Source organism: Rhodococcus sp. MPR-R1B (assembly GCF_058793255.1).
This window is the reverse complement of sequence record NZ_JBXAFO010000001.1, coordinates 469,741-492,159: the sequence shown is the minus strand read 5'-3', so window position 1 is coordinate 492,159 and position 22,419 is coordinate 469,741. Positions and strand designations below refer to the sequence as shown.

Genomic DNA, 22,419 nt, shown 5'->3' with positions numbered 1-22,419 from the left:
GGGCAAACAGGTGGTCAGAGTTGCGCGACGATCTTGTCCAGGCGTTCGTAACCTTCGGTGACGCCGAGCTCCATATTGCTCTCGATCATTCCGTCTCGCGCTTCGAGGCTCGGATATACGGAATGGCCGGAGAGGCGGGTGCGTCCGTTGCCCAGATCCTCGAACGTGATCGATTCGATGCTGACGACGTCGGGAAATCCCTCGTATTCGAAGGTCTGGATGGCAAAGTCGTTCTCGCGAACGACGTGAAATACACCGTTGAACCGGAACTCTTCGCCCTCGGGGTTGCGATGGACGTACTTGTATCGACCGCCGCTCACGAACTCGTATTCGTCGATCTCCATCTCGTATCCGTTGGGGCCGAGCCACTGCTTGACCAGATCGGGATTCGAATGAGCTGCGAAGACGGCACTGACGGGTGCGTCGAATTCGCGGGTGATGTCGATGTACGGCACGCCCTCAGGAGCCGTGATGGTGACGGGATTGGTGGTAGCCATGGCTAAGTCTCCTTCTGTGTGGTGCTGAGTAGGTGATCGAGCTTGCGGAACTGTTGTTCGTGGATCAGTCGATAGCGGTCGATCCAGGCGGTCAAAGCCTCGAGAGTTGCGGCGTTGAGGTGTACCGGCCGCCTCTGGGCTTCGCGGCTGCGAGTGACCAAACCCGCGGCTTCGAGTACCTGAATATGTTTGGAGATGGCCTGTTTCGTGATCTCGAATGGCTCGGCCAACTCGTTGACCGTTTGGGGGCCGGTGCTCAGGCGGGCGATGATCCGCCGTCGTACCGGGTCGGCAAGTGCCATGAACGCTTTGTCGAGACGCTCGTCTGCCCCTGGATCCACGATCACTTGTCAACCATCTCCTTTATCAACCAACCTGTTGATTACGATACGAGCCCATGCCGAGGGTGTCAATGCTTCGAAACCGATTAGCGTGGAAACCATGAACGCTCTGATTCCTCGGCCACGATTGGAAGTGGCGCCGGGGGCGATCCTCGTTCCGGATTGGCTCAGCGTCGAACAGCAACGCTTCTTGGTGGCCGAGTGCCGACGGTGGGCGACCGCACCCGTACCGATGCGCTCCGCTGTTGTCCCTGGTGGGCACAAGATGTCGGTGCAAACAGTCTGTCTCGGTTGGCATTGGCAGCCGTACAAGTACACGCGCACCGCCGACGACGTGAACGGTGCGCCTGTCGCAGCGGTGCCTGACTGGCTCGTCGACCTCGGCCGGGCCGCAGTTGCCGCTGCCTATGATGATCCGACTGCGGGGGAGCGGTACACGCCGGACACCGCGCTGATCAATTTCTACGACGAGGGCGCTCGGATGGGCATGCACCAGGACAAGGACGAGCGCTGCGACGCTCCCGTCGTCTCACTGAGCGTCGGGCAGAGTTGTGTCTTTCGATTCGGGAATTCCGAGAACCGGAACAAGCCGTACACCGACGTCGAACTCCATTCGGGTGATCTCTTCGTCTTCGGTGGAGAGTCTCGGTTCGCATATCACGGAGTGCCGAAAGTTATTGCGGGAAGTGCAAGTCCCGACATAGGTCTGCCGTCCGGGCGGCTGAACATCACCCTGCGGGATACCGGAATGTCGTGACTGTCTCACCCCTGCTGTGCCACTGGTGCAGCAGGGTCGAAGTCTGCGCTCGAAGGTCCGTCCCCGACCATCTCGATCAACTCGGTCGACGGTGGAGTTGGCAGCGTGCGCCAGCGCTCTCGTTCGAGGTTGTGGGGTTGTGTCTCGTTCATGCCCTCATTATCGACTTCCGGCTCCGATCCACCAGTCGGGGATGGGCCGGGTGCAATTCGGTAGGCCGTTGAGCGCCCCGCTGTCTCGTCGACATCCTCGGACCTCAGCACGTCGACGACAGTTCGGGTCGCGGCACGGGTCTGGGGAGGTTGGTGGGTGGATTCGAGGCGACCGTGGTTCGCTTATCCCAGTGTCTTGTTGCGGCCGGCGAGGGAGCCGAAGACGAGTTGCACGGCCAGCAGCACCAGCAACGCGATCAGCGGAGTCGTCCAGGAATCGACGGCGTCGTGCAGTGCACCGAAAACGAGAGGACCGGTGGCGGCCAGAAGGTATCCGACGGACTGTGCCATACCCGAGAGTGCCGCTGCTTGACCGTGATTGACAGTGCGTATTGCGAAGAAGGACAAGGCAATGACAATCGATCCGCCGATGCCGATGCCGAGGAATGCATTCCACAGCAGGGCCCAGGAGGGGAGGAGGAGTTGGCCGAGAACTGCCACTGCGGCGACCGACACCAGCCCGAGGACGGCTCCTCTCTGATCCTTGGGCAGTTTGTGCAGGAGCACTGCTGTGAGGAGGCTGCCGACGATCGAGAATATTTGCATGATGCCTTGATGCAGTCCGGCGGTAGCCGCGGTAGTGCCGTGTGATTCTTCAATGGTGGGCCACCATGTCAGAACGGTGTAGAAGAAGAGAGATTGGACGCCCATGAATATTGTGATCTGCCACCCGAGTGCTGAGCGCCAGGGGGAGCGATGGCCGCCTGGATGGGAATCCAAAGCCGCAGCATGATCGTGTTTCGGAAGCGTGCGTCGGCGAAGTTGGGGAAGGAACACCCCAAATCCTATGAGAGCCATAGCAGCCCAGATTCCGAATGCGATCCGCCAACCGTGATCGGTGAGACCGGCGATCGGCACGGCAAGTCCGGATGCGGTTGCGGCGACGGCTGCAGAGACCGCCGAGAAGATGCCGGTCAAACGGCCGGCTTCGGTCGGGAAGTCTCGTTTGAGGAGCGCCGGCAGTAGAACGTTCATTGTTGCGATGGACATGCCGAGCGATACGGTACCGATCCACAGCGCAGGCATCCACGGAACAGAGCGGATCACGATCGCTAAGGCGAGCATGCCGAGTGCTGCTGCGAGTGTCCGTTCCATTCCCCACCGAGCTGCGATGACCGGGGCAACGGGGGAGAACACTGCGAAGCACAGCAGTGGAAGGCTGATCAGCGCTGATGCTGTTGTCGACGAGATATCGAGATCGGTGCGTACCTCACCGAGTAGCGGGCCGACGACTGTGATTGAGGCTCGAAGATTGGCTGCGATGAGAAGAATGCCAGCGATAACGAGTCCTCGGCGCATTATCGGTATCGCGCTCGGGGCAGACGCCACGTTTTCGGTGTCGGAGATGACGTTAGCCATAGGTGTGCCCTTCTGAGATTGTCTGTGCGCTGAACCTCTTGTGTGTCAGCTACTTCGGCATGTTTTGCAGAAAGAGGGATCGGCTGTGGTCCATCAGTCGGACCACTGCGGCGGCTGCGCCGTCCGGATCGCGGTCACGGATGGCCGCAAGCAGCTGCCGGTGTGGGTCGTCGTCGGTCCAAGGTCCGATGAACAGCTGTCGAGTCTCCTTGTCGGACTTACCTTGTGGGATGCTCATGGTGTCAGAGCGATCGAGACTGCGGTAGATGTCCGTGATCAGTTGGTTCCCGCTCGCTGCGAACATCTCCAGGTGGAAGTCGAGGTCGTACTCGACGGATTTGGCGACGTCGGGCTCAGCGTCTCGGCCATCCAAAGCCCGAGTCATTCGGTCGATGTCTTCGGGCAGGGCTCGTTCGGCTGCGAGTCGGGCGGCGTAGAGCTCCAAAGCTTCACGGGCTTCGAAGATTTCGAGCACGTTCTCCGCCGCTGCACGTCTTTGAAGTGCAATTTCGAGTTCTGAGCTCGCGCAGACGTAGGTTCCGTCTCCCGGGCGTGCTTCGAGGAGGCCGGCATGGACGAGGCCGCGAATGGCCTCCCGGACCGTATTGCGGCTCGCGCCGGTCATTTCGACAAGTTGATGCTCGCCGGGGATCTTCTCCCCTAATTCCCAGTTGCCAGAAGTGATCTGGGACCGCAGTTGTTCCGCGATCTGCACTGAAAGTGGGATGTTGCGTGCGGTGGGTGCGATACGGGAATCCGGCATGAGTCAAATGTAGGACATTTGGCGATTTGTGGATAGGTTTACCTTTGTGATCTAGGGCACTCGGGTTCGGATCGGCCTGGGCGGGGTACCGCCCTTCCGCATGTCTGCGTGCACGTGAGTGCTCCTGCCGACCGCGCACGGGGCAGTTGACTCGACTCGAAGGGCAACTGCGATCGATTCCTCACGGAACCTCATGCCTAGCAGACCCTCACGTGCGGGTCATTGCTGCGATTCCAGCGTCCATGCGGGCTGGTCGGTCACTTCCGGGCCGTCGTGCAGCACCCAAGCACACGGCTCGGAAATGTAGGTGGCAGCATCGGTGAACCAGTATGTTTCGTCGGGTGCCCAGCCCGCGATGACGCTCGCCGTCTCGGTATCGACCTCGATCGCGGTTCCTGCTGCCGCGAGGTATCCCGTCACGGTAAGGTGCACTCCCTCAAATCTTTCCGCGACCTGCACCCAGTCGGGGATGACCCACCTGCCTGATCGGCCGGTAGTCCGATACCAAACCTGCCGCGTTTCTGCGGTGACCTCGAGCGGGAACCGTCTGCACAGCTCCGACCAGGCTTGCGCGCTGTCGATCTCGTAGATGCGTGCGCCAGTCGGTGGCCGCAATGCTCGGACGACGACCCGTTCCCATCCCATGCTGTCTTCGACGAACCACAAGCCCGCCGGAGTCCCGTCGAACAGCGCCCTCGTCGAACCCTGAGTGGGTGGATTCGACCACCAATAACCTGACCAGTTCGCCGCGGGGTCCACCGGGCGGTCACGTTCAGCTCTCGCTTCCGATTCCAGGGTGCTCGTGCGCCACTCGCTGAGGAGTTGTTGCGCAGCAGGCACTTCGTCTGTGTCCGGAGATTCCTCACCTCTGCTCAGAATCGACCATTGGTCGGATGAGGCGAGCGAGGTTGACCACCACCGCGCGCATTCGGAGCCGGCGATGTGCTCGGCGACGCGTCGAAGCTCATCTCGCATAACTTCGGTGGCGACGAGGACGTCTTCTCCGTCGGGATCCTGCCAGTAACGCGCCGCATCGACCGCTTCTGCGAGGGCGGAGCGTAGATCGACGGCGGTGACGTCGGGGAGCGATATTTCCGTGAGGCTGCGCGCCACGCCCTCCGCGGTGACTATGGTCTGCCGGGCCTCTTCGGCGCCCGGGCCGAACAACACTTGGGAGGTTCCTTGTCCGATGTCGAGGTGATACGCCGCCCGGTGAGCGTTGATGCGGAACATGTCGTCGCCTGGCTCGGGACGCAGGGCGCGTTCGGCGTCGATCGCATACGCGAGCAGCATCCGGCGTCCGCGCGGGCCCGACAGCAAAATATCCGCAGTGAGCATCTGTTCTCCCGTTTTCTGGTTCAGATGACGGTAGCCGAGGTCGTTGAGACGGAGAACTTTCTCCTTTGATGTCGGAAATCCCGACGGTCCCGTCGCGCACGACATGATCGCCACACACTGCATTCGGCGGCGAAGGCGGACGGAAGGGAGCCCCAGGCTGCTGCCAGTCGCGTGAACGCCGCTTCTTTGGTGTGCGCGATCACTGCCGTCTTTGTGTAGCCGTGGTTTTCGTCGATCAGAGCTCTCTGTTTGCCTGTAGTGACTGCGAAATAGGTCGTATTGATTGCTGAGGCTGAACAATGGAGAGGGCTGAAAAGGTTGGGAGACAGGTGTTTTGGCGAGAGTGATCCGTGTGCCATCAGTACAGTCTCGACCGGAACCAGTGATCGAGGCTGATCATGTCGATCTGGTGCATGTCGAGACTCAGCTGGGCAGCAGCTTTCACCGCGTCGGCGCGGGGGATAGAGTTCTGGGGCAGAGTCCAGTTGGTCTCCCGCGCATGTTGCTCGAGAAGGTCGATGACTGTCCGCGGGACAGGCTCGTTGACGTGAAGTGTTGAGCCGTAGCGAAATTGCTGTTCTATCGACAACTCGTAGATGGATCGGGCGAGTAGGTCTACGTCGACTACCGACAGGACAGCGCTACCGCCGTCGATGATCGAGTCGAGGCGAGAGACAATTCGCGTCAGTGTCGGAAGAAACCATCTGTCGCCGGGTCCGTACACGAGATGCGGCCGGACGACCAGGCCTCCGGCGTCGCGCACGAACTTCTCGGCGAGAGCGCGCGTGCGACTGGCAGGTGAGAAGGGGCTGAGAGGTGCGCCGTTGACCGGCAAGTCTCGAAACGGTCCCGGCCCGTACACGGCCGCGGTACTGACGTAGAGCAAGCGTTCGACGCCGACGTCGGCGGCCATCGACGCAACGTTCTGTACGCCGTGTTGGTTGACGTGAACGCACTGTTGTTCGTCGTCGCCCACGTACGACACGCAACAGATGACGGTCGACGCCTGACTCATTGCAATTCGTAGAGAAGCACTTTCGTTGATATCGCCGATCACGGTGGCGATTCCTTCACGGCCGAACTGTTTGGCTGCGGTGGCCGTGCGAACGAAACCGATTGCAGCGTTTCCGTCGCGGGAAACCAGCTGTTTCATCACTGCGGAGCCGATGAAACCAGTGGCCCCGAGTACCAGAGTCGTCACGGTGTGTCCGTGTCGAGAGCGTTGCTGCGGGCTCTTTCGACGTATCGTTGAGATTCATTCCGTCGGCAACGAGAGCTGGGTAGATCATGCAGGAGCGTGCTGTCCTGACGCGCCAGGCCGTCATTTTGGGTGCTGCGAAGAGCTTCGAGAAGTTCGGGTACTCCGCCAGTTTGGGCACGATCTTGCAGCACGGGGGTGTGTCGAAGGGGGCGATGTATTTTCATTTCGCGTCCAAGGAGGAGCTTGCGCACGCGGTCATCGCAGCGCAGCACGGTATGGCGATGGAGGGTACCCGGCGGGTTGCTGCGCACTCCGACATCGCGGTCGAAACCCTGGTGCTCGTTTCGCAGGAGATGGCTCGGCAGCTTGTGACCGAGCCCATCGCGCGAGGTGGCATGCGGTTGACGATGGAGATCGGCAGTATTCAAGGCCCCATCGAACAGCCGTACCTCGATTGGATCGAGGCTATCAAGCAGGTGGCAACCCAAGCGGCCGAAGCCGGCGATATCGTCCCGGGCACCGATATCGACGCGTTGGCTCGATTTGTGGTGGGGTCGTTCACCGGAGTGCAGATTCTCTCGGAAATGCTGACGGGCAGAACCGATCTGTACGAGCGGTTGAGTCAGATGTGGAACCTGGTGCTGCCAACGATCGTCCGCGAGGACAAGTTGGCGCACGTCATGCAACTGGCGGCGCTTGCACCGAGAGAGTGGGAAGCACCGAGCGCTTGACGTGGTAGACGCGACGAGAAGAACGTGTTCGTTCCCTCTCATGATTGGTCCGCAACTGTAATTTCGAGTTCCGCGGTGGTTTCCAGTTCTTGAGTGAACTGAACTCGGTGCACATGGCCCGACGCGTCAAGGGGGATCGTTGACACCTCGCACGGCGTTTCCCATTCAGTGAACCTCGGAAAGACCGCCGAGAGTGAGGCGATCTTTGTTGCTGGGTTGCCGATGTGAAATCGGAGCGCTTGTCGGGCGGCCTCGAAAAGTATCATTCCTGGGATGTGGTCGACGGGGTGGTCGAAAAGGGAGTGGTTGCGCGGATCGGGAGCGCAGAACATCGCGTGCCGAGCAGGATCAGTGCTGATGAGCACATCTCCATCGGTTAGGCGTCCGACTCGCTCCGATCCGACCACCGCGGCTCCGGAAGGAAGGATGCGCCGGCTCGGGCGGTGGTCTTCTCGTCCTTGCCGAATTCGACGGTATCCCTCGGGGCTGACTCCTCGCGCAACAGCGTTGCATCTGGCGACGTGCCGGTTGCCCTCGCTGAGGATCCCCGACACTTCGACCCCCGAAACCGCTCCGTCGCGATGAGTGAGGTTGTCCACTGTCATCGAGAAACTCAACGGCTCCGCGACTGATTGCACGTCGAGCGCGTCCAGCATCTCGAAGCTGAACCTTTCCATGAGGAACTTGTAGTGCAGTGGAATCTCGTATCGGGTGTGGCACAGAAGCACCACTGCCTGTCGAAATGCTTCTGCCACCCCGAGCGGATCGTGTTGCTCGCTCGATACGTCGAATATCCGGTGCGAGACCGGGAGTTGCACAGCAACCTGGTACGCCGAGTCCGATTCGATCCGGTAGTCCGTCAAGAAAACCTCGGCAACAGCATGTCTGTGGACGAGATGCCGCGGCACTGTGCGTGTGTATTCCATTGATTGAATGCACCTTTCGATGTTCACTCGTGTCTTCGGTGTCGTGTAGGACCTAATATTCGACGTCCGGGCGCGTCATCGAATCGTCAAAATTGACGATCTTTTCGAAGGTCGAGTTCGATCAGGGGCGGCACCCCATCTCGGCGAGTGTGTCTGGGGCACTTCCTGCTAGAAGCGTCCGATCCGAAGTTCCAGTGGGTGTCTGCGTGCGTCGTGACCAGAGCGGCGGAGCATCGCGCATGCCTCCAGCTGGGAATGCACCCCCAGTTTTTGCAGGATGCTTCGGATGTGGGCGCGAACCGTGGTCGGTGCGATGTGGGCGGTTCGAGCAATCGAGTCGACATTCGAGCCTCCGTAGAGAAGGCCCACGATCTCGAACTCGCGATCGGTGAGACTGCTGATTCGTGCGAATTCTTCGGTGCGCAACCGGATGCGTTGTACGAGCGAGGACTTGTCGTGTGCAGACCGAGCGGAGTTGGGGTTGATCGCGGCCTGCAGCTCATCGAGCAGGGATGTGAATGGCAGTTGAGAGTTGAGCACGGCGTGGGCGCCCGCTGCGAGCCCCCGAATCATGGAGTTGCCGCTACTGAGATCGCCGACCAGGACCGATCCCTCGAGCGCGGAGAGCTCCTTCACCTGCCAATCGACGCCCCCGAGTGGTAGGAGAACGAGCGCTCTACCGTGATCGCTGGTGTGATGCCTTAACAGGCTCATGTCTGCGGTTTGTGGCTCGGAATAAGCCCTGGCGCTGATTCCGGCAGCGATTGCATTGGCGAACTCTCGATCGCTATGAGTGGTGTACACGGTGACTGTGCTGGAGAGTGTCATAGCGACTACATCTCCGGTGGAGGTCCACTCCGCCCGCTCTCTTCGCTGCGGAACCAAAACCGTTGCTTTCAGCGTGGTTTCGTCAGCAGGTTAGCTATCGCAGTGACCTTTCCGCTGATGCGCACGAAGGTTACGGCGATATCGCAGTTGCCCGTCCTCCCATGGAAACTCGCGCGTTCGACACCTGATCGTGGACCTTCGAATTATGCTAGGGCGCTGAATATTTGGGCGATGAGTATCCCGCGTAGACGAGCCATTGGGCGTTCCGTCGACGACGTGAACGACTCCCCAATGGCTCGAGGCATTCAGGCGTCTCGATCGAGTTTCCGCGAGGCCGGTGCGTCGCGCCTCAATGTTCCGTGCGCGGCCGGGTCGAGATATTGACTGTTACCGTCAGTTGCACATACCCTGTTCATTGGCGCTGACCTTAGGGAACCCGGCCTGAGCCGGCCGATCGTTCTCGGTCACTGCCGACGCCAGAAGTAGCTTCGCGACGACCGACGAAACGAGTTTCCTCATGACACAGCATGTCGACGTACTGATCATCGGCGCTGGCTTGTCCGGAATCGGCGCGGCTTGCCACCTCATTCGTGAGCAGACCGGAAGTACTTACGCGATCCTCGAACGCCGCGAGAACATCGGTGGCACCTGGGACCTGTTCAAGTATCCCGGCATCCGATCGGATTCCGACATGCTCACCTTCGGATTCGGTTTCCGTCCGTGGATCGGAACCAAAGTGCTCGCAGACGGCGCCAGTATCCGTGACTATGTCGAGGAAACCGCCAAGGAATACGGCGTCACCGACCACATCAACTTCGGCCGCAAGGTCGTGGCAATGGACTTCGATCGCGCGACTGCTCAGTGGTCCGTGACCGTCCTGGTCGAGGCGACGGGGGAGACCGAGACGTGGACCGCGAACGTCCTCGTCGGCGCCTGTGGTTACTACAACTACGACAAGGGATACCGCCCCGCCTTCCCCGGTGAGGACGACTTCCGTGGTCAGATCGTGCACCCGCAGCACTGGCCGGAGGATCTCGATTACACCGGAAAGAAGGTAGTGGTCATCGGTTCCGGTGCCACCGCGATCACCCTGATCCCGTCGATGGCCCCCACTGCCGGTCACGTCACCATGCTGCAGCGCTCGCCCACGTGGATCCAGGCGCTTCCGTCCGAGGACCCTGTTGCCAAGGGTCTCAAGCTTGCACGCGTTCCCGACCAGATCGCTTACAAGATCGGTCGAGCCCGCAATATCGCACTGCAACGCGCCAGCTTTCAGCTCTCACGTACCAATCCGAAGCTGGCGAAGAAGCTGTTCCTCACCCAGATCCGCTTGCAACTCGGCAAGAACGTGGACCTGCGTCACTTCACCCCCAACTACAACCCGTGGGATCAGCGCCTGTGCGTGGTTCCCAACGGGGACCTGTTCAAGGTGCTCAAGAGCGGCAAGGCCGACATCGTCACCGACCGTATCGCCACGTTCACCGAGAAGGGCATCGTGACCGAGTCGGGCCGCGAAATCGAGGCCGACGTCATCGTCACGGCGACCGGCTTGAACGTACAGATCCTGGGCGGGGCGACCATGAGCATCGACGGCGAGCCCGTCAAGCTCAACGAGACGGTCGCCTACAAGAGCGTGCTCTACTCCGACATCCCGAACTTCCTGATGATCCTCGGCTACACCAACGCATCCTGGACGCTCAAGGCAGACCTGGCCGCGTCCTATCTGTGTCGCGTACTCAAGATCATGCGTAAGCGCGACTACACGACTTTCGAGGTTCACGCCGAACCTGAGGACTTCGCCGAAGAATCTCTCATGGGCGGAGCCCTGACCTCGGGCTACATCCAGCGCGGCGACGGAGAAATGCCGCGTCAGGGTGCCCGCGGTGCGTGGAAAGTGGTCAACAATTACTACCGCGACCGCAAGCTGATGCACGACGCCGAGATCGAAGACGGTGTGCTGCAGTTCAGCAAGGTCGATATTGCTGTCGTGCCTGATAGCAAGGTCGCCAGCGCCTGAGCCGGCTCCACTCGAATGAACGGGGATGCGCCCCCTTGCCTGAATCCGTGATCTTTTCGTTTTGTCGGAGAGTCGAGGTTCGCGTTCGCGGCGTTTCGAAAGTTGCTGCAGGAAGAGCGAGTCCAGACTTCGGTCTGCCATCTGGGCGGCTGGGCATGCTTGCCGCGGTCCGAAGCTCGATTGAGACGACCACCGCTCGCTGACAATATCCAGGCGTTTGCCGGCTGACGGCAATCAACGGCGGCGCGAACGCGTCGCGACCTGCCTAACCGTGCCGTCATCGACACGAAATGCTTTTGGCTGCAGCAATTTTGGCGCGAGTCGAAGGTTTGGCAGATCGGGGGAGAACGTCCTGATGGTTCGGTTATTGTCGGTCGCGCATCGCTTGTCGATTCAGCACGTCTACTTCGCAGCCCGGCGCGGCTGGATCGAAACCATGCTCGACCAGCCAGCGCACGCCTCTCAAGCTGCGCAACGACCACCACGCCTGGATGACCTCGAGGTCGACGTCAGTGCCGTAGCCCTCAACCACGTCATCGAGATGTTCCGGGTGGCCGAGGGTCAGTGTTGCGAGGTCGTACAAGGGATCGCCCTGAGCGGCTTCGGACCAGTCGATGACGCCGGCAACTTCGTCATCGGTCACGAACACATGGGAGGCTTGGAGATCGCCGTGCGTGAATACCGGTGTCCACGACCTGAGCGCAATCTCGGCAATCCGACGGTTGGATGTAATCACTCCGGTGGCAACCACCCCGCTCCTGGTCAGCCATGCACATTCGCGGTCCAGTTCTGAGGCGATGTCGTCGAGACTACGGCCGGGCCAGGGCGGCAACGGTGCGTCGTGCAGCGTTCGAACGGCGGCACCCGCTGCGGCCCACGCCGCTGAAGACGTGGTCGACGGTCTGCCTAGGCGACCGAGCGCGTGTCCCGGCAGAGCGGCGAGCGCGAGCACGGGCGGTGTGCGCCACAGAATCTGCGCTGTCGGGATTGGGGCCCGGAGCATTGCTTCGACCTCGACGTCGGTATTCGACTGATCGGCGTCGATCTTGAGGAACACCTCACCGACGCGCAGAGTCGCGCGCTCGGTATGGGCGACGACGACCTCGACTTCTGTCACGTCGGTCAGTATGGCTGGGATGCGCCTTGGCGTCGCCGGGTTTCTCGCGTGCGGTCATTCGCGATCGGAGCGCGGTATGGTCCGCTGACCTCCCGCACCTCAAACTTTCTCAACAAACTGCCTTACTGCTCCCTTGTTTGCTGCGTGACATCATCAAGGTCCGCCAAGTCAGTCTCACTGAGATCAATTCGCGAAGCAGCAATGTTGGCTTGTAGATGAGCGATGCTCGTGGTGCCGGGCAGGGGAATGACGGTGGCCGCGACCCCGCGCCCGCGCTGATGGACCCACGCAAGAGCGACCTGGCCAGCCGTCGCTCCGACACGAGAAGCGATGCTGGCAAGGGACCGAGCGACAAGATTGCCGGTGGAATGGTTGAGGTCGCCGTGCCCCATCGGCGAATGTGCGACCAGTGTGATCCCGAGGTCGGCGAGCGTTGGGAGGAACAGTTCAACATCTCGCCGTATAAGGGACCATTGCTCTTGCACGGCAGTGATCGGGTGTACGGCATGAGCTCGTCGGATGTCATCGAGCGTGACATTGGACAGCCCCAGAGCCCGGATCTTCCCTGCCTGGCGGAGCTCGGCCATAGCGTTGACGGTCTCCTCGATTGGTGTGTCCTCGCTGCGGTGATGCAGGTAGTAAAGATCGAGGTGATCGACGTCGAGGCGCCTGAGTGAGCCGTCGATGGCCGCGCGCACCGTTGCAGAGTCCGCCCGAACATTCCAGTCATCAGGACGACCGGACGGCCCGCGGTAGACACCGAATTTACTGCACAACGTGATGTGTTCACGGTTGGTGCCAATTGCCCGACCAACCAGCTCTTCGTTTCCATACATCTCGGCTGTGTCGAGCATGGGCACCCCGGAGTCGATCGCGGCGCGAACCAGTGCGGCGGGGTCGCGGTCAGCATCACCCCACCCGCTGTCGGTCAATCGCATCAGGCCCAGGCCCTGGATGGGCCCGTCATCGAATGTTTTCGGCGCGACAGTCATGAATGAGTACATTATCGGGGCCGCTGATCAGAACCAGGTCGCCAAAGAGGCCGATTCCGGCGACTTCGACATCTCGCTGCATCGCCCGTTCAGCGCTTGACGCGGTGCAGCTGTCGATCGCTGTTTGGAAGTGGGCGTACACAGCTGAATATCACGCTGCGAAATGTCGAGTGTCCTGACGTGCTCAGGATGATTCTGTCCGCTTGACCCGCGCGTTATGCACAACCATCGGGACAGTTATTGCCAGGACCATCGCTATCACGAACTCCGATATGAAGACCCAGGGGCGCGCTGCTTCGGATGCTCGGACGGTCAACACAGCTCCACTCGTAAGCAGGGGCATCCCTGCTGCCGCGAGTAGATCGACGTGCCGCGGGGCGACAGGAGGTCCGGCGAAGTATGGAACTCGAACCCCGGAGTTCTCTCGAAGCATCCGTCGCTCCGACATCGCGTAAGTGCTCGCGCCGACTGCGAAAATGACCAGTCCCAGGACGACAAGACCAATTCCCGTTCGGGTGGTGAGTGCGGCAAACATGAACACCGATGTCACTGCCGGATAGAGCACCACCAACTTCCAGAGTGGAGTCTTGGTCCGCGTGTCGACTGCAACACTGACCGGGCGCATCGGTTCGAGAGGCTCCATCAGCTCAGCGTGCCATGCGCCGCTCGGGAAACAAACTGCCTGTGCCGTTTCTGGCGGACTCCGACTGCCTGGCCTGGATGTCGGGACCCCTCACTACGATTCTCGTCGTGACCGATTACGACGATCTCGACATGTTCGGTGGCCTCGACGCCTCCTCCCTGCCGCTCCGCCAGCAGCAGATTCTGATGACCATCCGGGATCTCGTGGCTGCCAACGGGTGCACGCCGAGCACACGGCAGATCGGAGACGCGGTTGGTCTGCGCTCGACGTCGACGGTGTCCAAGCACCTCAAGAGTCTCGAAGAGAAGGGCTTCCTCCGTAGGGGAGCGGCCATGGCTCGGCAGCTGGACGTGCGGCCGTTCCTCGTAAGCGCGAAGGAACAGTCGTCGTCGAATACGGTGACGGTTCCGGTCGTCGGTGACATCGCGGCCGGCGCGCCGATCCTCGCGGAGGAGCACGCCGACGAGGTGCTTGCGCTTCCTCGCGAGCTCGTCGGCTCCGGCACGGTGTTCGGACTTCGGGTGCGTGGTGAGTCGATGGTCGACGCAGCGATCTGTGACGGTGACGTCGTCGTGGTGCGCCGCCAGGACGAAGCTCATTCCGGTGAGATCGTCGCCGCGATGATCGACGGCGAGGCCACGGTGAAGGTGCTCCGGCGTCGCGACGGTCACGTGTACCTCGAGCCTCGCAATCCCGCGTACAGCGTCATCGACGGCGATCACGCGGTCATCCTGGGCAAAGTTGTTTCCGTGATGCGCCGTATCTGAGAGGTGTCCGGTCTCAACGACGTTTGGCGCGGGGACCGCCGTATTCCTCATCGGTGACTTTGTCGCCCCATGTAGTTTCGGTGCCTCCGTCGCCGGGTCCTTCCCACAGTGCGAGGTGGCTCATGAAACGGTCGGGTGCCGCGCCGTGCCAGTGTTCCTCTCCCGCTGGGGTGTAGACGGTCTCACCCGGGTGGACTTCGACGATCTCGCCGCCGCGAGCTTGAACCAGCGCGGTACCGGAGACGATGTGGAGGGTCTGTCCGACTGCATGGGAGTGCCAGTCGGTTCGCGCGCACGGTGCAAAGCGAACCATGTTGGCGCGCATCCTCGACGGCTCCTGTCCGGCGTAGATGACGTCCCACCAGACGTCGCCGGTGAACCAGTCGCTGGGTGCTTTGCTGGTGGGCTGGGGCTTCAAGATTTCCATGAGGTCTCCTCGGAATCGAAAGGGGCGGTTCAGTTCTGCGTCAGCGGAACAAGTCGAATGGTGTTGGGTGCGGCGGCGCGGCCGGTGACGGAGCCGACGATCTGCGGGCCGTAGCGGTCGTACTTGGTGTGATAGGCGGAGTCGATCGACGAGTGGGCATCGGGTGCGGCGGACTCGAACGCCACGTCCCGCTCGATTCCTCCTGCTCGGATTCGGCCCGTTCCACTTGCCGTTGCTCGGACGAACCACGGGTTGTCGGTTCCGTAGGCCGAGCGAACGTACAGTTGGTTGTCGGTACGGACAACCCAAATCGTGACGTACGGCCTTGCGGTTCCGTCTCGGCGGTACGAGGAGATCTGCAACTCCTCGGCGTCGCCGATCTTGGTCAGTTCAGCCTCGGTCCACGAGTGCGACATCTCGGCTTCCTTTCTCCTGTTCGAATTGCTTTTTGGTACTTCGCGTTCTCGTAGCCGGGACGATCAGTGCGAGGACGATGACGAGACAAGCGGCCAGCAGGGCGGTGCCTGCGGTGAGAGCCGTTGATACGTGATCGGTGAGTGCCGTTGTAGCGTCGTCGGCAGAGGCTCCGGCGCCCGCGGAAACTGCGACGAGGATGCCGAGTCCGAGAGCACTGCCCAGTTGGTGTGCAGTGTTGACCAATCCTGATGCGGCACCGGCATCCTCGGCCTGTACCCCGGAGATGCCGGCAGAAGTCAGAGGGGCGAAAGCCAACCCCTGTCCGGCGCCGATCAAGATCATCGGAAGTGCTATCGCAGTGAGGTACGTGCTGCCGGGATGGACCAGACTGAGCCACGCCATCCCGGCCAGGGTGACGGCAATGCCAACCGACAGAATTGCGGAATTTCCGAATCGCGGTGTCAGTCGCGGAATAAGCATCGCCACAGCAAAATTGACGATCGTCATCGGGAAGAAGGCGATGCCTGCTTGGAACGCGCTGAAGCCCATGACGCCTTGGAGTAGCTGAGTCGTGAAGTAGAAGAATCCGATCATGGCACCCAGATAGAGCATTCGGGCGGCGTACGCCCCGGATCGCTCCCGGCTACGGAACAACCTCAGTGGCATGATCGGCTGCTCCGCTCTCGCTTCGTTGAGGAAGAGCAAGGTCAGTAGTATCGCCCCGGCCGCCAGTGTCGCAACGGTGATCGGTGAGGTCCACCCCACTTCGGCCGAGTTGACGGTGCCGAAGACGAGCGCGGTCATCCCGAGTGTGGCGAGAACAGCGCCGGCCACATCGAAACGTCCGGAGTTGGGCTCGGTTTCCGGAATGAACCGGGGAGCGAGAGCGATCATCGCGATACCGATCGGAACGTTGATGAAAAAGCCTGCGCGCCAAGACACCCAGTCGGCAAGGGCGCCGCCGATCACGAGTCCGAGGCTGGCGCCTATTCCCGCAGCAGCGCCGTACCAGGCAACAGCGCGCGTTCGCTCCGGGCCGGGCGGGAAGCTGGCGGTCAGCAGTGACAGCGACGCCGGGGCCACCACTGCGGCTCCGACGCCTTGGAGAGCGCGCGCTGCGATGAGCCACCAACCGTTCGGCGCGACCCCGACGAGAAACGACGCAATCGCGAAGATCGCGAGACCGGCCACGAATACGCGACGACGGCCGAAGATGTCCCCGAGACGAGCACCCAGCAGGAGAAGCCCGCCGAACACCAGGGTGTAGGCGTCCTGGACCCAGGACAGCCCGGTTGCCGAGTAACCCATGCTGCTTTGGATGCTGGGTAGCCCGGTGAAGATGATCGAATTGTCGAGCAGGATCATGAAATAGCTGATCAGAATGATCGCCAGGATCGCGGTGGGATTGATGCGACCGGCAACAGGACGGGTGGCAATGTGGGTCACGCGCATCTTCTTCGCAAGTGGTGGACTTTCGCAAGTGGTGGACTACGGGCGGACGAGGACCTTCAACGATTCACGGGAGTCCATGGCTCGGTAGCCTTCCGCTACGTCGTCGAGTCCGACGGTGTGGTCGAAGACCTTGCCCGGCTCGATCTTTCCATCGAGCACATCCGGCATCAGCTCTTCGATGTACGCGCGCACCGGGGCCGGTCCACCGGTGAGTGTGATGTTGGGTCCGAAGAGTGTCCCGAATCCGATTGGAGCTTCTTCGTATTGGGGTACTCCGACTCGGCTGATGATGCCGCCCGGTCGGACAACTCCGAGCGACTGCTCGTAGGCAGGCATGTGACCTACCGCTTCGAGGACGACATGAGTGCCGTCGCCTCCGGTCAGTTCGCGGACTTTCTCGATGCCCTCGTCTCCACGTTCGGCAACCAAGTCGGTGGCTCCGAACTCGAGACCGAGATCCGTGCGGGTCTTGTGGCGCCCCATGAGGATGATGCGCTCGGCGCCGAGGCGTTTGGCGGAGAGCACTGCCATCAGCCCCACGGCTCCATCGCCGATGACCGTGACCGTCGTGCGTTGGTTGACGCAACCCTTGACCGCCGCGTGATAGCCGGTGCCGAAGACGTCGGAGAGTGTGAGCAGTGACGGTAGGAGTTCGGAATCCTCACCGACCGGCGCCTTGACCAGGGTGCCGTCTGCCAACGGCACTCGGATGGCCTCTGCCTGACCGCCTCCGATCCCGTTTCCGGCCCAGAATCCACCGTGTCGGCAAGACGTCTGCAAGCCTTCGCGGCAGAAGTCGCACGTCCCGTCGGACCAGGCGAAGGGGGCGATGACGAAGTCGCCCTTCTTCAACGTGGACACCTCGCGACCGGTCTCTTCCACCACTCCGACAAATTCGTGGCCCATCGGGGAACCACCGGGCGTGGCCGGCATGTTGTGGTACGGGTGCAGGTCAGAGCCGCAAACGCACGCCCTGACGACCCGCACGATCGCGTCCGTCGGCTGCTGCAGTGCCGGATCGGGCACGGTCTCGACTCGAACGTCTCCGGCGCCGTACATGATGGTTGCTCGCATGGTGTCCCCTCTTGCTTCTGGTGTCGCGTGCTTCGAAGTCGACGTTTCGGCGTGGACCGGTCGACTGCAATCAGTCAACGCCGCGCCTCGCGGGCGCGGGAGTGTCTGTTGTTCCAGGTAACGGCAGTACCTCCCTCGGTCTTCTCCGCTCGAGTAACGTGAACTGCATGGACAACCGAGCCGAGATCCGCGAATTCCTCAGCTCCCGTCGTGCTCGCATCACACCCGAGCAGGCAGGGCTGCCGGCCTACGGCGGAAACCGTCGCGTCAAGGGGTTGCGCCGTGAGGAAGTCGCTCTGCTCGCCGGTGTGAGCATCGACTACTACGTGCGCATGGAACGCGGAAATCTGGCGGGAGCGTCGGACTCGGTGCTCGAAAGCCTTTCCCGAGCACTGCAACTCGACGAAGCCGAAACTGCCCATTTGTACGACCTCGCGAAGGCCGCCAGTGCAGGCGCACCGAGTAGAAAGCGGCCCGCCCCCAAGGGCGTGAGCCCGGCGATTCAGCAGATACTCGACGCCATCACCGACGCGCCGGCGTGGGTACGTAATGCCAGGCACGACATGCTGGCGGCCAATCGTATGGCGCGCGCGTTGTATTCGCCGGTGTTGGCCGATCCACGTAGGCCGGCGAACAACGCCCGGTTCGTGTACCTGGACCCGGCATCGCAGGACTTCTTCGTGGATTGGGAGCGCGCGGCAGACGACATCGCTGCGATGCTCCGCTCGGAAGCGGGGCGCAATCCTCATGACAAGGCGTTGACCGAGCTTATCGGCGAACTTGCCACTCGCAGTGAGGTATTCCGCACCCGATGGGCGAAACACAATGTGCGCTTTCATCGGACGGGATTCAAGAAGGTTCGTCACCCCGTCGTCGGAGACCTGGAGCTGAACTTCGAGGCGATGGAACTGCCGTCCAATCCCGGGCTGACACTGCTGGTCTACACCGCGGCGCCTGGGACGCCCACGGCTGACGCACTCAAACTCTTGGCGAGTTGGGCGGCAACCCAGGATCAGCTGGATCCGGCGAACGACAGCGAAGCGGCGCTCTGAATTCGATCGGCAGGTAATCGTGCCGATTCAGCTCAGATGCGTTACTGCCCAAGCTACCTGGTCTCCACCTCGTCGTTTCGCCCGATACATCGCGTTGTCGGCGTCGGCAAGAATCCGATCGATGGTTCCCGAAGCGTCCGGGATTGTCGAGGACAGCCACACGCTGGCTCCGACGCTCACGGAAATCGACTGCCGGCCGGCGGGCCGCGATATCGAATTGTGAATGTCCACCACGGTTTGTTCGATGCGACGTGGCTCCACGGGCATGAGAATCACGAACTCGTCGCCGCCAGTCCGCGCAACCAGCCCGACCTCTCCGACCACCGAGTTCAGGCGCCGGCCGACTGTCACCAGCATCCGATCGCCTTCCGCGTGACCCAGTTTGTCGTTGACGCTCTTGAACGAATCGACATCGATCACCACCGCAAGGACTACGTGTCCTTGGAGTTCGCCGACACCGAACAACTGTTGCCAGACATTGTGCAGCCCACGTCGATTCAGGGCAGCGGTGAGTGGATCGCGCCAAGAGTGTCGTGCGTCGTCGGTCAAATACAGGACGAGGAAATGCACGGTCATCGAAGCTGAAGCGATAACACACCCGATGACGAATCCAGTGGACACCGACAGCGAAGAGTCGGTATCCGGATCGGTTACAGCTCGAATTGTCAGTAGCGCAACGACGAACAGCGCGCCGGTGATCTGTGCTGTGACTATTCGAGGGCTGTGGAATACCGACGAATAGTTCGCGACGACCACGAACAGAACGGTGCCGGTCAATGCCAGGAAGCTCGAATGGATTCCGGCGAGAAGTATCAAGGACAAGCAGATATTGGTGAGCGAAACGAAACGAACGGATTGATGGTGACTCGGCCAAGACCGTCCGAGTGACCAGCGAATCATGCAGTAGAGCGCGATCATGCATGCTGCGCCCGCCGCGAGCCGTTCAGGGAGCTCGGTTGCGCCACCCTTCACGAATTGAGCCAGTACGGCGAGTGCCACGAACACAGCGCACCAAAAGGTGACGACCACCCTGGCTGTCCCCAACATCGATCGAGCAGCCAGGAACCTCGGGAACCATTCGCCGTCGTATGCAAGAGACCACCAGCGACTCAACAGTCCAGTTGTTTGACGAATGTTCTGCCCCAACCCCGCAGCGCCACTGACTCCCATGAAACCCCCTCCGAGATCTTGCGAAAATTCCCGGAAGATTCTTCGTCAAGATTTGATCCCCGAACAAGGTACCCGATAGTTGAACGATGGATTGCCGTCTCGTGGGGTGTGGGCTGCTCTAGGGTGTGATCGGTGTGGTCAGGATCTTTCTGAGTGCCGGAAGGTCCAGGGTTGCAGCAAGATCTGCAATAGTGACCCCCGACAGTGATGCGCGCCAGGCTTTTTCGGCGTCGGCCATGACCTTGGCGATTCCGCAGGCGGAACGGCACTGTTCCGGTGGGGCGGCGAGGATTCCTTGCTGTCGAATCTCCGTGCACCGGAACGCAGGTTCGGTGCCGTCAACGGCCTGTACGACGTCGAGAACGGTGATCTTCTCGGGAGCCCGGGTGAGAACGTACCCGCCGTCTCGGCCCTCGGTCGGATTGACCAGACCGGCGTGCGCGAGCGCTCGCAGATGCTTCGCCAGGTATGTCTTCGACACCCCGTGAAGTTCGGCGAGTCTGGCTGTGGGTACCGGCCCCTCGGACTGGCTCAGAACCACGCAGCAGTGGAGTGACCACTCCACGCCTCCGGAAAGCTTCATGATTGGACTCTATCGACGCCGCGGAAATCGGTGAGGGCCGGACGTCGCTCGAGTTGTCGACGTCAGGCCTTCTCGGCAAGCCACGCGTCGTATGTTGTCGGCGCGATCCATGCATCTGCACCGGGTGTCGGGGTCAGTGCCGAGTTGTCGAGTTTCGCGCCGAAGTAGCCGGCTTCGGGATCGGAGATCACCGAACGCTTGTCGCCGGTGACGAGGAACAAGCGCCGGACCAGTTCGTCGATGCCCAGCGGTTCGGGTCCGGTAATCTCGACCGTGCCGTTTCGCGGCGCGGCGGTCACTACCTCGGCGACGTGGGACACGACGTCTCGAGACGCGATGGGTTGCAGATGTCCCGGCGTTGCGTGGACGGCGCCGTCGGTGGTTCCCGCGTCGGCGATTCCGGCGACGAACTCGAAGAATTGGGTCGATCGGACGATCGTGTAGGGGGTCGGGCCCGCTTTGACCAGGTCTTCCTGGGCGACCTTGGCTCGCATGTACCCGGAATCGGGCAGTCGATCGGCACCCACGATGGACAGGATGACGTGGTGCCCGACGCCTGCCTTCTCTTCCGCGGCGAGGATGTGGCCGGTTCCGTCGCGGAAGAAGGCCAAGACGTCGTCGTCAGACCACGACGGGGAATTGGTCAGATCCACGACGACGTCGGCACCCTCGACTGCCTCGGCGATACCTGCGCCGGTGGTGATGTCGATCCCGTCGCCGCGACCGAGCGCCTTCACGTCGTGCCCGGCGTCAGCGAGCTTGGCGGCGACCTGGCTTCCGATGAGTCCGCTTCCGAAAATGACGATCTTCATGTTTTCTCCTTTACTTGGATAAGTAGTGTCCAAGTATACTCGGACGCTACTTATCCAAGTCAAGGGTTGTCCGGTCAGTCGAAGAGTTCGGCGGCCAGTGCTTCGTAGGTCGCGATCGGATCACCTTCGGCGGGAAGTGCTTGGATCGCAACGTGATCGGCACCCGCCGCGACATGCTCCCGAAGTCGATCCGCGATGGACTTCGCGGTACCCCGCGCAACCAGGGCGTCGATGACGCGATCGTTCCCCTCGTTGGCCAACTCTTCGGGCGCAAAACCGAGGCGCTCGAGATTGCTCGTGTAGTTGCGCAGATACAGATACGGGTTGGCGACGGCGGGGCGACCGATTGCTCTGGCCTTCTCCGGATCGGTTTCCAGGACAACCTTGTGCTCGGGGGCCAGGATCTTCGAAGGGCCGAGGATTTCGCGAGCTTCGGCCGTGTGTTCGGGGGTGGTCAGGTACGGATGCGCGCCGGCGGCGCGAGCGGCGGACAGTTTCAACACCTTCGGCCCCAGTGCGGCGAGGACGCGCCGCGATTCCGGGACCTGGGCCGCGTCGAGTTCGTCGAGGTACGACACGAGTGAGGCGTACGGCTTGGTGTAGTCGCCGGTCGCCTCCGGATGTCCGACGCCTACGCCGAGCAGGAATCGCCCCGGGTGCGCCGCTTCGAGTCGGTGATAGGACTCCGCCACCTCAGCCGCAGGTGAGGACCAGATGTTGACGATTCCGGTTGCCACGGTGATGTGCTCGGTCGCGTCGAGAAGTTTCTCGGCGATCCGTAGATCGGCGCGTGGGGAGCCGCCGATCCAGATGGTGCCGAAACCGAGTTTCTCGATCGCAGTTCCCAGCTCGGGCGGCAAACCAGCCGCTCCTCGCCAGATTCCGTAGGTGCCCAGGTCAGGTGTTTTCGTAGTCTCCGTCACAGCGGGTGCAACTCGGCTGC

Annotated in this window: 25 protein-coding genes; 5 read left to right on the top strand and 20 right to left on the bottom strand. The window is 61.6% G+C overall.

Translation table 11 applies throughout. The annotated features are described in order from the left end of the window. Positions 1-14 precede the first annotated feature (14 nt). A complete protein-coding gene (locus AC1Q61_RS02455; RefSeq protein WP_003940319.1) occupies positions 15-497 on the bottom strand; it encodes an SRPBCC family protein in 483 nt (160 codons plus the stop codon). Positions 498-499: 2 nt separating this feature from the next. Further along, complete coding sequence (locus AC1Q61_RS02450) at positions 500-844, bottom strand: ArsR/SmtB family transcription factor (protein WP_003939956.1); 345 nt, start codon at positions 842-844, stop codon at positions 500-502. A 94-nt stretch (positions 845-938) separates the two neighbouring features. Between AC1Q61_RS02450 and AC1Q61_RS02445 the strand changes: the two genes are divergently transcribed. Beyond that, positions 939-1,595, top strand: coding sequence for an alpha-ketoglutarate-dependent dioxygenase AlkB family protein (locus tag AC1Q61_RS02445; RefSeq protein ID WP_037128920.1), 657 nt, complete (start codon positions 939-941; stop codon positions 1,593-1,595). Between the two features lie 5 nt (positions 1,596-1,600). Here the strand turns inward: AC1Q61_RS02445 and AC1Q61_RS02440 are convergent, their stop codons facing one another. From AC1Q61_RS02440 to AC1Q61_RS02420, 5 genes are all read right to left on the bottom strand, one after another. Continuing rightward, positions 1,601-1,747 (bottom strand): hypothetical protein, encoded by a 147-nt coding sequence (locus AC1Q61_RS02440; protein ID WP_020723613.1) that lies wholly within the window; start codon positions 1,745-1,747, stop codon positions 1,601-1,603. 183 nt (positions 1,748-1,930) lie between these two features. Next, entirely contained in the window at positions 1,931-3,166 is a 1,236-nt protein-coding gene (locus AC1Q61_RS02435) for a CynX/NimT family MFS transporter (protein WP_050656055.1), read from the bottom strand. Between the two features lie 49 nt (positions 3,167-3,215). Next, on the bottom strand, positions 3,216-3,929 hold the full coding sequence (locus tag AC1Q61_RS02430; RefSeq protein WP_003940486.1) for a FadR/GntR family transcriptional regulator: 714 nt from the start codon (positions 3,927-3,929) through the stop codon (positions 3,216-3,218). A gap of 219 nt (positions 3,930-4,148) precedes the next feature. Continuing rightward, positions 4,149-5,267, bottom strand: a complete 1,119-nt coding sequence (locus AC1Q61_RS02425; protein WP_050656070.1) for a hypothetical protein — start codon at positions 5,265-5,267, stop codon at positions 4,149-4,151. 358 nt (positions 5,268-5,625) lie between these two features. Next, positions 5,626-6,468 carry an NAD-dependent epimerase/dehydratase family protein gene (locus AC1Q61_RS02420; protein ID WP_042925145.1) on the bottom strand — a complete coding sequence of 281 codons (843 nt, stop codon included), beginning with the start codon at positions 6,466-6,468 and terminating at the stop codon, positions 5,626-5,628. Positions 6,469-6,554: 86 nt separating this feature from the next. Here AC1Q61_RS02420 and AC1Q61_RS02415 point away from each other — a divergent pair, with 86 nt between their 5' ends. Continuing rightward, entirely contained in the window at positions 6,555-7,199 is a 645-nt protein-coding gene (locus tag AC1Q61_RS02415) for a ScbR family autoregulator-binding transcription factor (RefSeq protein ID WP_003940238.1), read from the top strand. Between the two features lie 38 nt (positions 7,200-7,237). On the opposite strand, the gene AC1Q61_RS02410 is transcribed toward AC1Q61_RS02415, so the two are convergent. Further along, entirely contained in the window at positions 7,238-8,125 is an 888-nt protein-coding gene (locus AC1Q61_RS02410; protein WP_204855321.1) for a ScbA/BarX family gamma-butyrolactone biosynthesis protein, read from the bottom strand. A gap of 168 nt (positions 8,126-8,293) precedes the next feature. After that, entirely contained in the window at positions 8,294-8,953 is a 660-nt protein-coding gene (locus AC1Q61_RS02405) for a helix-turn-helix transcriptional regulator (protein WP_007729739.1), read from the bottom strand. Positions 8,954-9,470: 517 nt separating this feature from the next. Between AC1Q61_RS02405 and AC1Q61_RS02400 the strand changes: the two genes are divergently transcribed. Then, positions 9,471-10,970, top strand: a complete 1,500-nt coding sequence (locus AC1Q61_RS02400) for a flavin-containing monooxygenase (protein WP_003940522.1) — start codon at positions 9,471-9,473, stop codon at positions 10,968-10,970. A 364-nt stretch (positions 10,971-11,334) separates the two neighbouring features. Here AC1Q61_RS02400 and AC1Q61_RS02395 read toward each other — a convergent pair whose 3' ends face one another. The 3 genes from AC1Q61_RS02395 to AC1Q61_RS02385 all read right to left on the bottom strand — a co-directional run bounded on the left by AC1Q61_RS02395 (position 11,335) and on the right by AC1Q61_RS02385 (position 13,722). Then, positions 11,335-12,087: a phosphotransferase family protein gene (locus AC1Q61_RS02395; protein ID WP_042925138.1), complete on the bottom strand. Its 753-nt coding sequence runs from the start codon at positions 12,085-12,087 to the stop codon at positions 11,335-11,337. Positions 12,088-12,209: 122 nt separating this feature from the next. After that, a complete protein-coding gene (locus AC1Q61_RS02390; RefSeq protein WP_197487714.1) occupies positions 12,210-13,079 on the bottom strand; it encodes an aldo/keto reductase in 870 nt (289 codons plus the stop codon). A 184-nt stretch (positions 13,080-13,263) separates the two neighbouring features. Further along, entirely contained in the window at positions 13,264-13,722 is a 459-nt protein-coding gene (locus AC1Q61_RS02385) for a hypothetical protein (RefSeq protein ID WP_042925136.1), read from the bottom strand. A 77-nt stretch (positions 13,723-13,799) separates the two neighbouring features. On the opposite strand from AC1Q61_RS02385, the gene lexA reads away from it, so the two are divergent. Continuing rightward, positions 13,800-14,489: a transcriptional repressor LexA gene (gene lexA / locus AC1Q61_RS02380; RefSeq protein WP_198531590.1), complete on the top strand. Its 690-nt coding sequence runs from the start codon at positions 13,800-13,802 to the stop codon at positions 14,487-14,489. 13 nt (positions 14,490-14,502) lie between these two features. On the opposite strand, the gene AC1Q61_RS02375 is transcribed toward lexA, so the two are convergent. From AC1Q61_RS02375 to AC1Q61_RS02360, 4 genes are read right to left on the bottom strand one after another with little or no spacing between them, the layout of a single operon-like run. After that, a complete protein-coding gene (locus AC1Q61_RS02375) occupies positions 14,503-14,916 on the bottom strand; it encodes a (R)-mandelonitrile lyase (protein ID WP_007729736.1) in 414 nt (137 codons plus the stop codon). Between the two features lie 29 nt (positions 14,917-14,945). After that, positions 14,946-15,332 carry a DUF2255 family protein gene (locus AC1Q61_RS02370; RefSeq protein ID WP_054825998.1) on the bottom strand — a complete coding sequence of 129 codons (387 nt, stop codon included), beginning with the start codon at positions 15,330-15,332 and terminating at the stop codon, positions 14,946-14,948. Continuing rightward, the gene (locus tag AC1Q61_RS02365) at positions 15,307-16,785 is read right to left on the bottom strand and encodes an MFS transporter (RefSeq protein ID WP_241199053.1); all 1,479 of its coding nucleotides are present in this window, start codon (positions 16,783-16,785) and stop codon (positions 15,307-15,309) included. Before AC1Q61_RS02365 ends, AC1Q61_RS02370 begins: the two co-directional genes overlap by 26 nt. Positions 16,786-16,821: 36 nt before the next feature. Further along, complete coding sequence (locus tag AC1Q61_RS02360; RefSeq protein ID WP_492650774.1) at positions 16,822-17,859, bottom strand: zinc-dependent alcohol dehydrogenase family protein; 1,038 nt, start codon at positions 17,857-17,859, stop codon at positions 16,822-16,824. 167 nt (positions 17,860-18,026) lie between these two features. Between AC1Q61_RS02360 and AC1Q61_RS02355 the strand changes: the two genes are divergently transcribed. Beyond that, complete coding sequence (locus AC1Q61_RS02355; protein WP_007729733.1) at positions 18,027-18,911, top strand: helix-turn-helix transcriptional regulator; 885 nt, start codon at positions 18,027-18,029, stop codon at positions 18,909-18,911. Between the two features lie 27 nt (positions 18,912-18,938). Here AC1Q61_RS02355 and AC1Q61_RS02350 read toward each other — a convergent pair whose 3' ends face one another. The 4 genes from AC1Q61_RS02350 to AC1Q61_RS02335 form a co-directional block, all read right to left on the bottom strand. Further along, positions 18,939-20,081: a GGDEF domain-containing protein gene (locus AC1Q61_RS02350; protein WP_007729732.1), complete on the bottom strand. Its 1,143-nt coding sequence runs from the start codon at positions 20,079-20,081 to the stop codon at positions 18,939-18,941. A 118-nt stretch (positions 20,082-20,199) separates the two neighbouring features. Further along, positions 20,200-20,664 carry an RrF2 family transcriptional regulator gene (locus tag AC1Q61_RS02345; protein ID WP_039973110.1) on the bottom strand — a complete coding sequence of 155 codons (465 nt, stop codon included), beginning with the start codon at positions 20,662-20,664 and terminating at the stop codon, positions 20,200-20,202. 62 nt (positions 20,665-20,726) lie between these two features. Next, the gene (locus AC1Q61_RS02340; RefSeq protein ID WP_042925949.1) at positions 20,727-21,476 is read right to left on the bottom strand and encodes an SDR family oxidoreductase; all 750 of its coding nucleotides are present in this window, start codon (positions 21,474-21,476) and stop codon (positions 20,727-20,729) included. Positions 21,477-21,550: 74 nt separating this feature from the next. After that, positions 21,551-22,399, bottom strand: coding sequence for an LLM class F420-dependent oxidoreductase (locus tag AC1Q61_RS02335; RefSeq protein WP_030536489.1), 849 nt, complete (start codon positions 22,397-22,399; stop codon positions 21,551-21,553). Between the last annotated feature and the right edge of the window lie 20 nt (positions 22,400-22,419).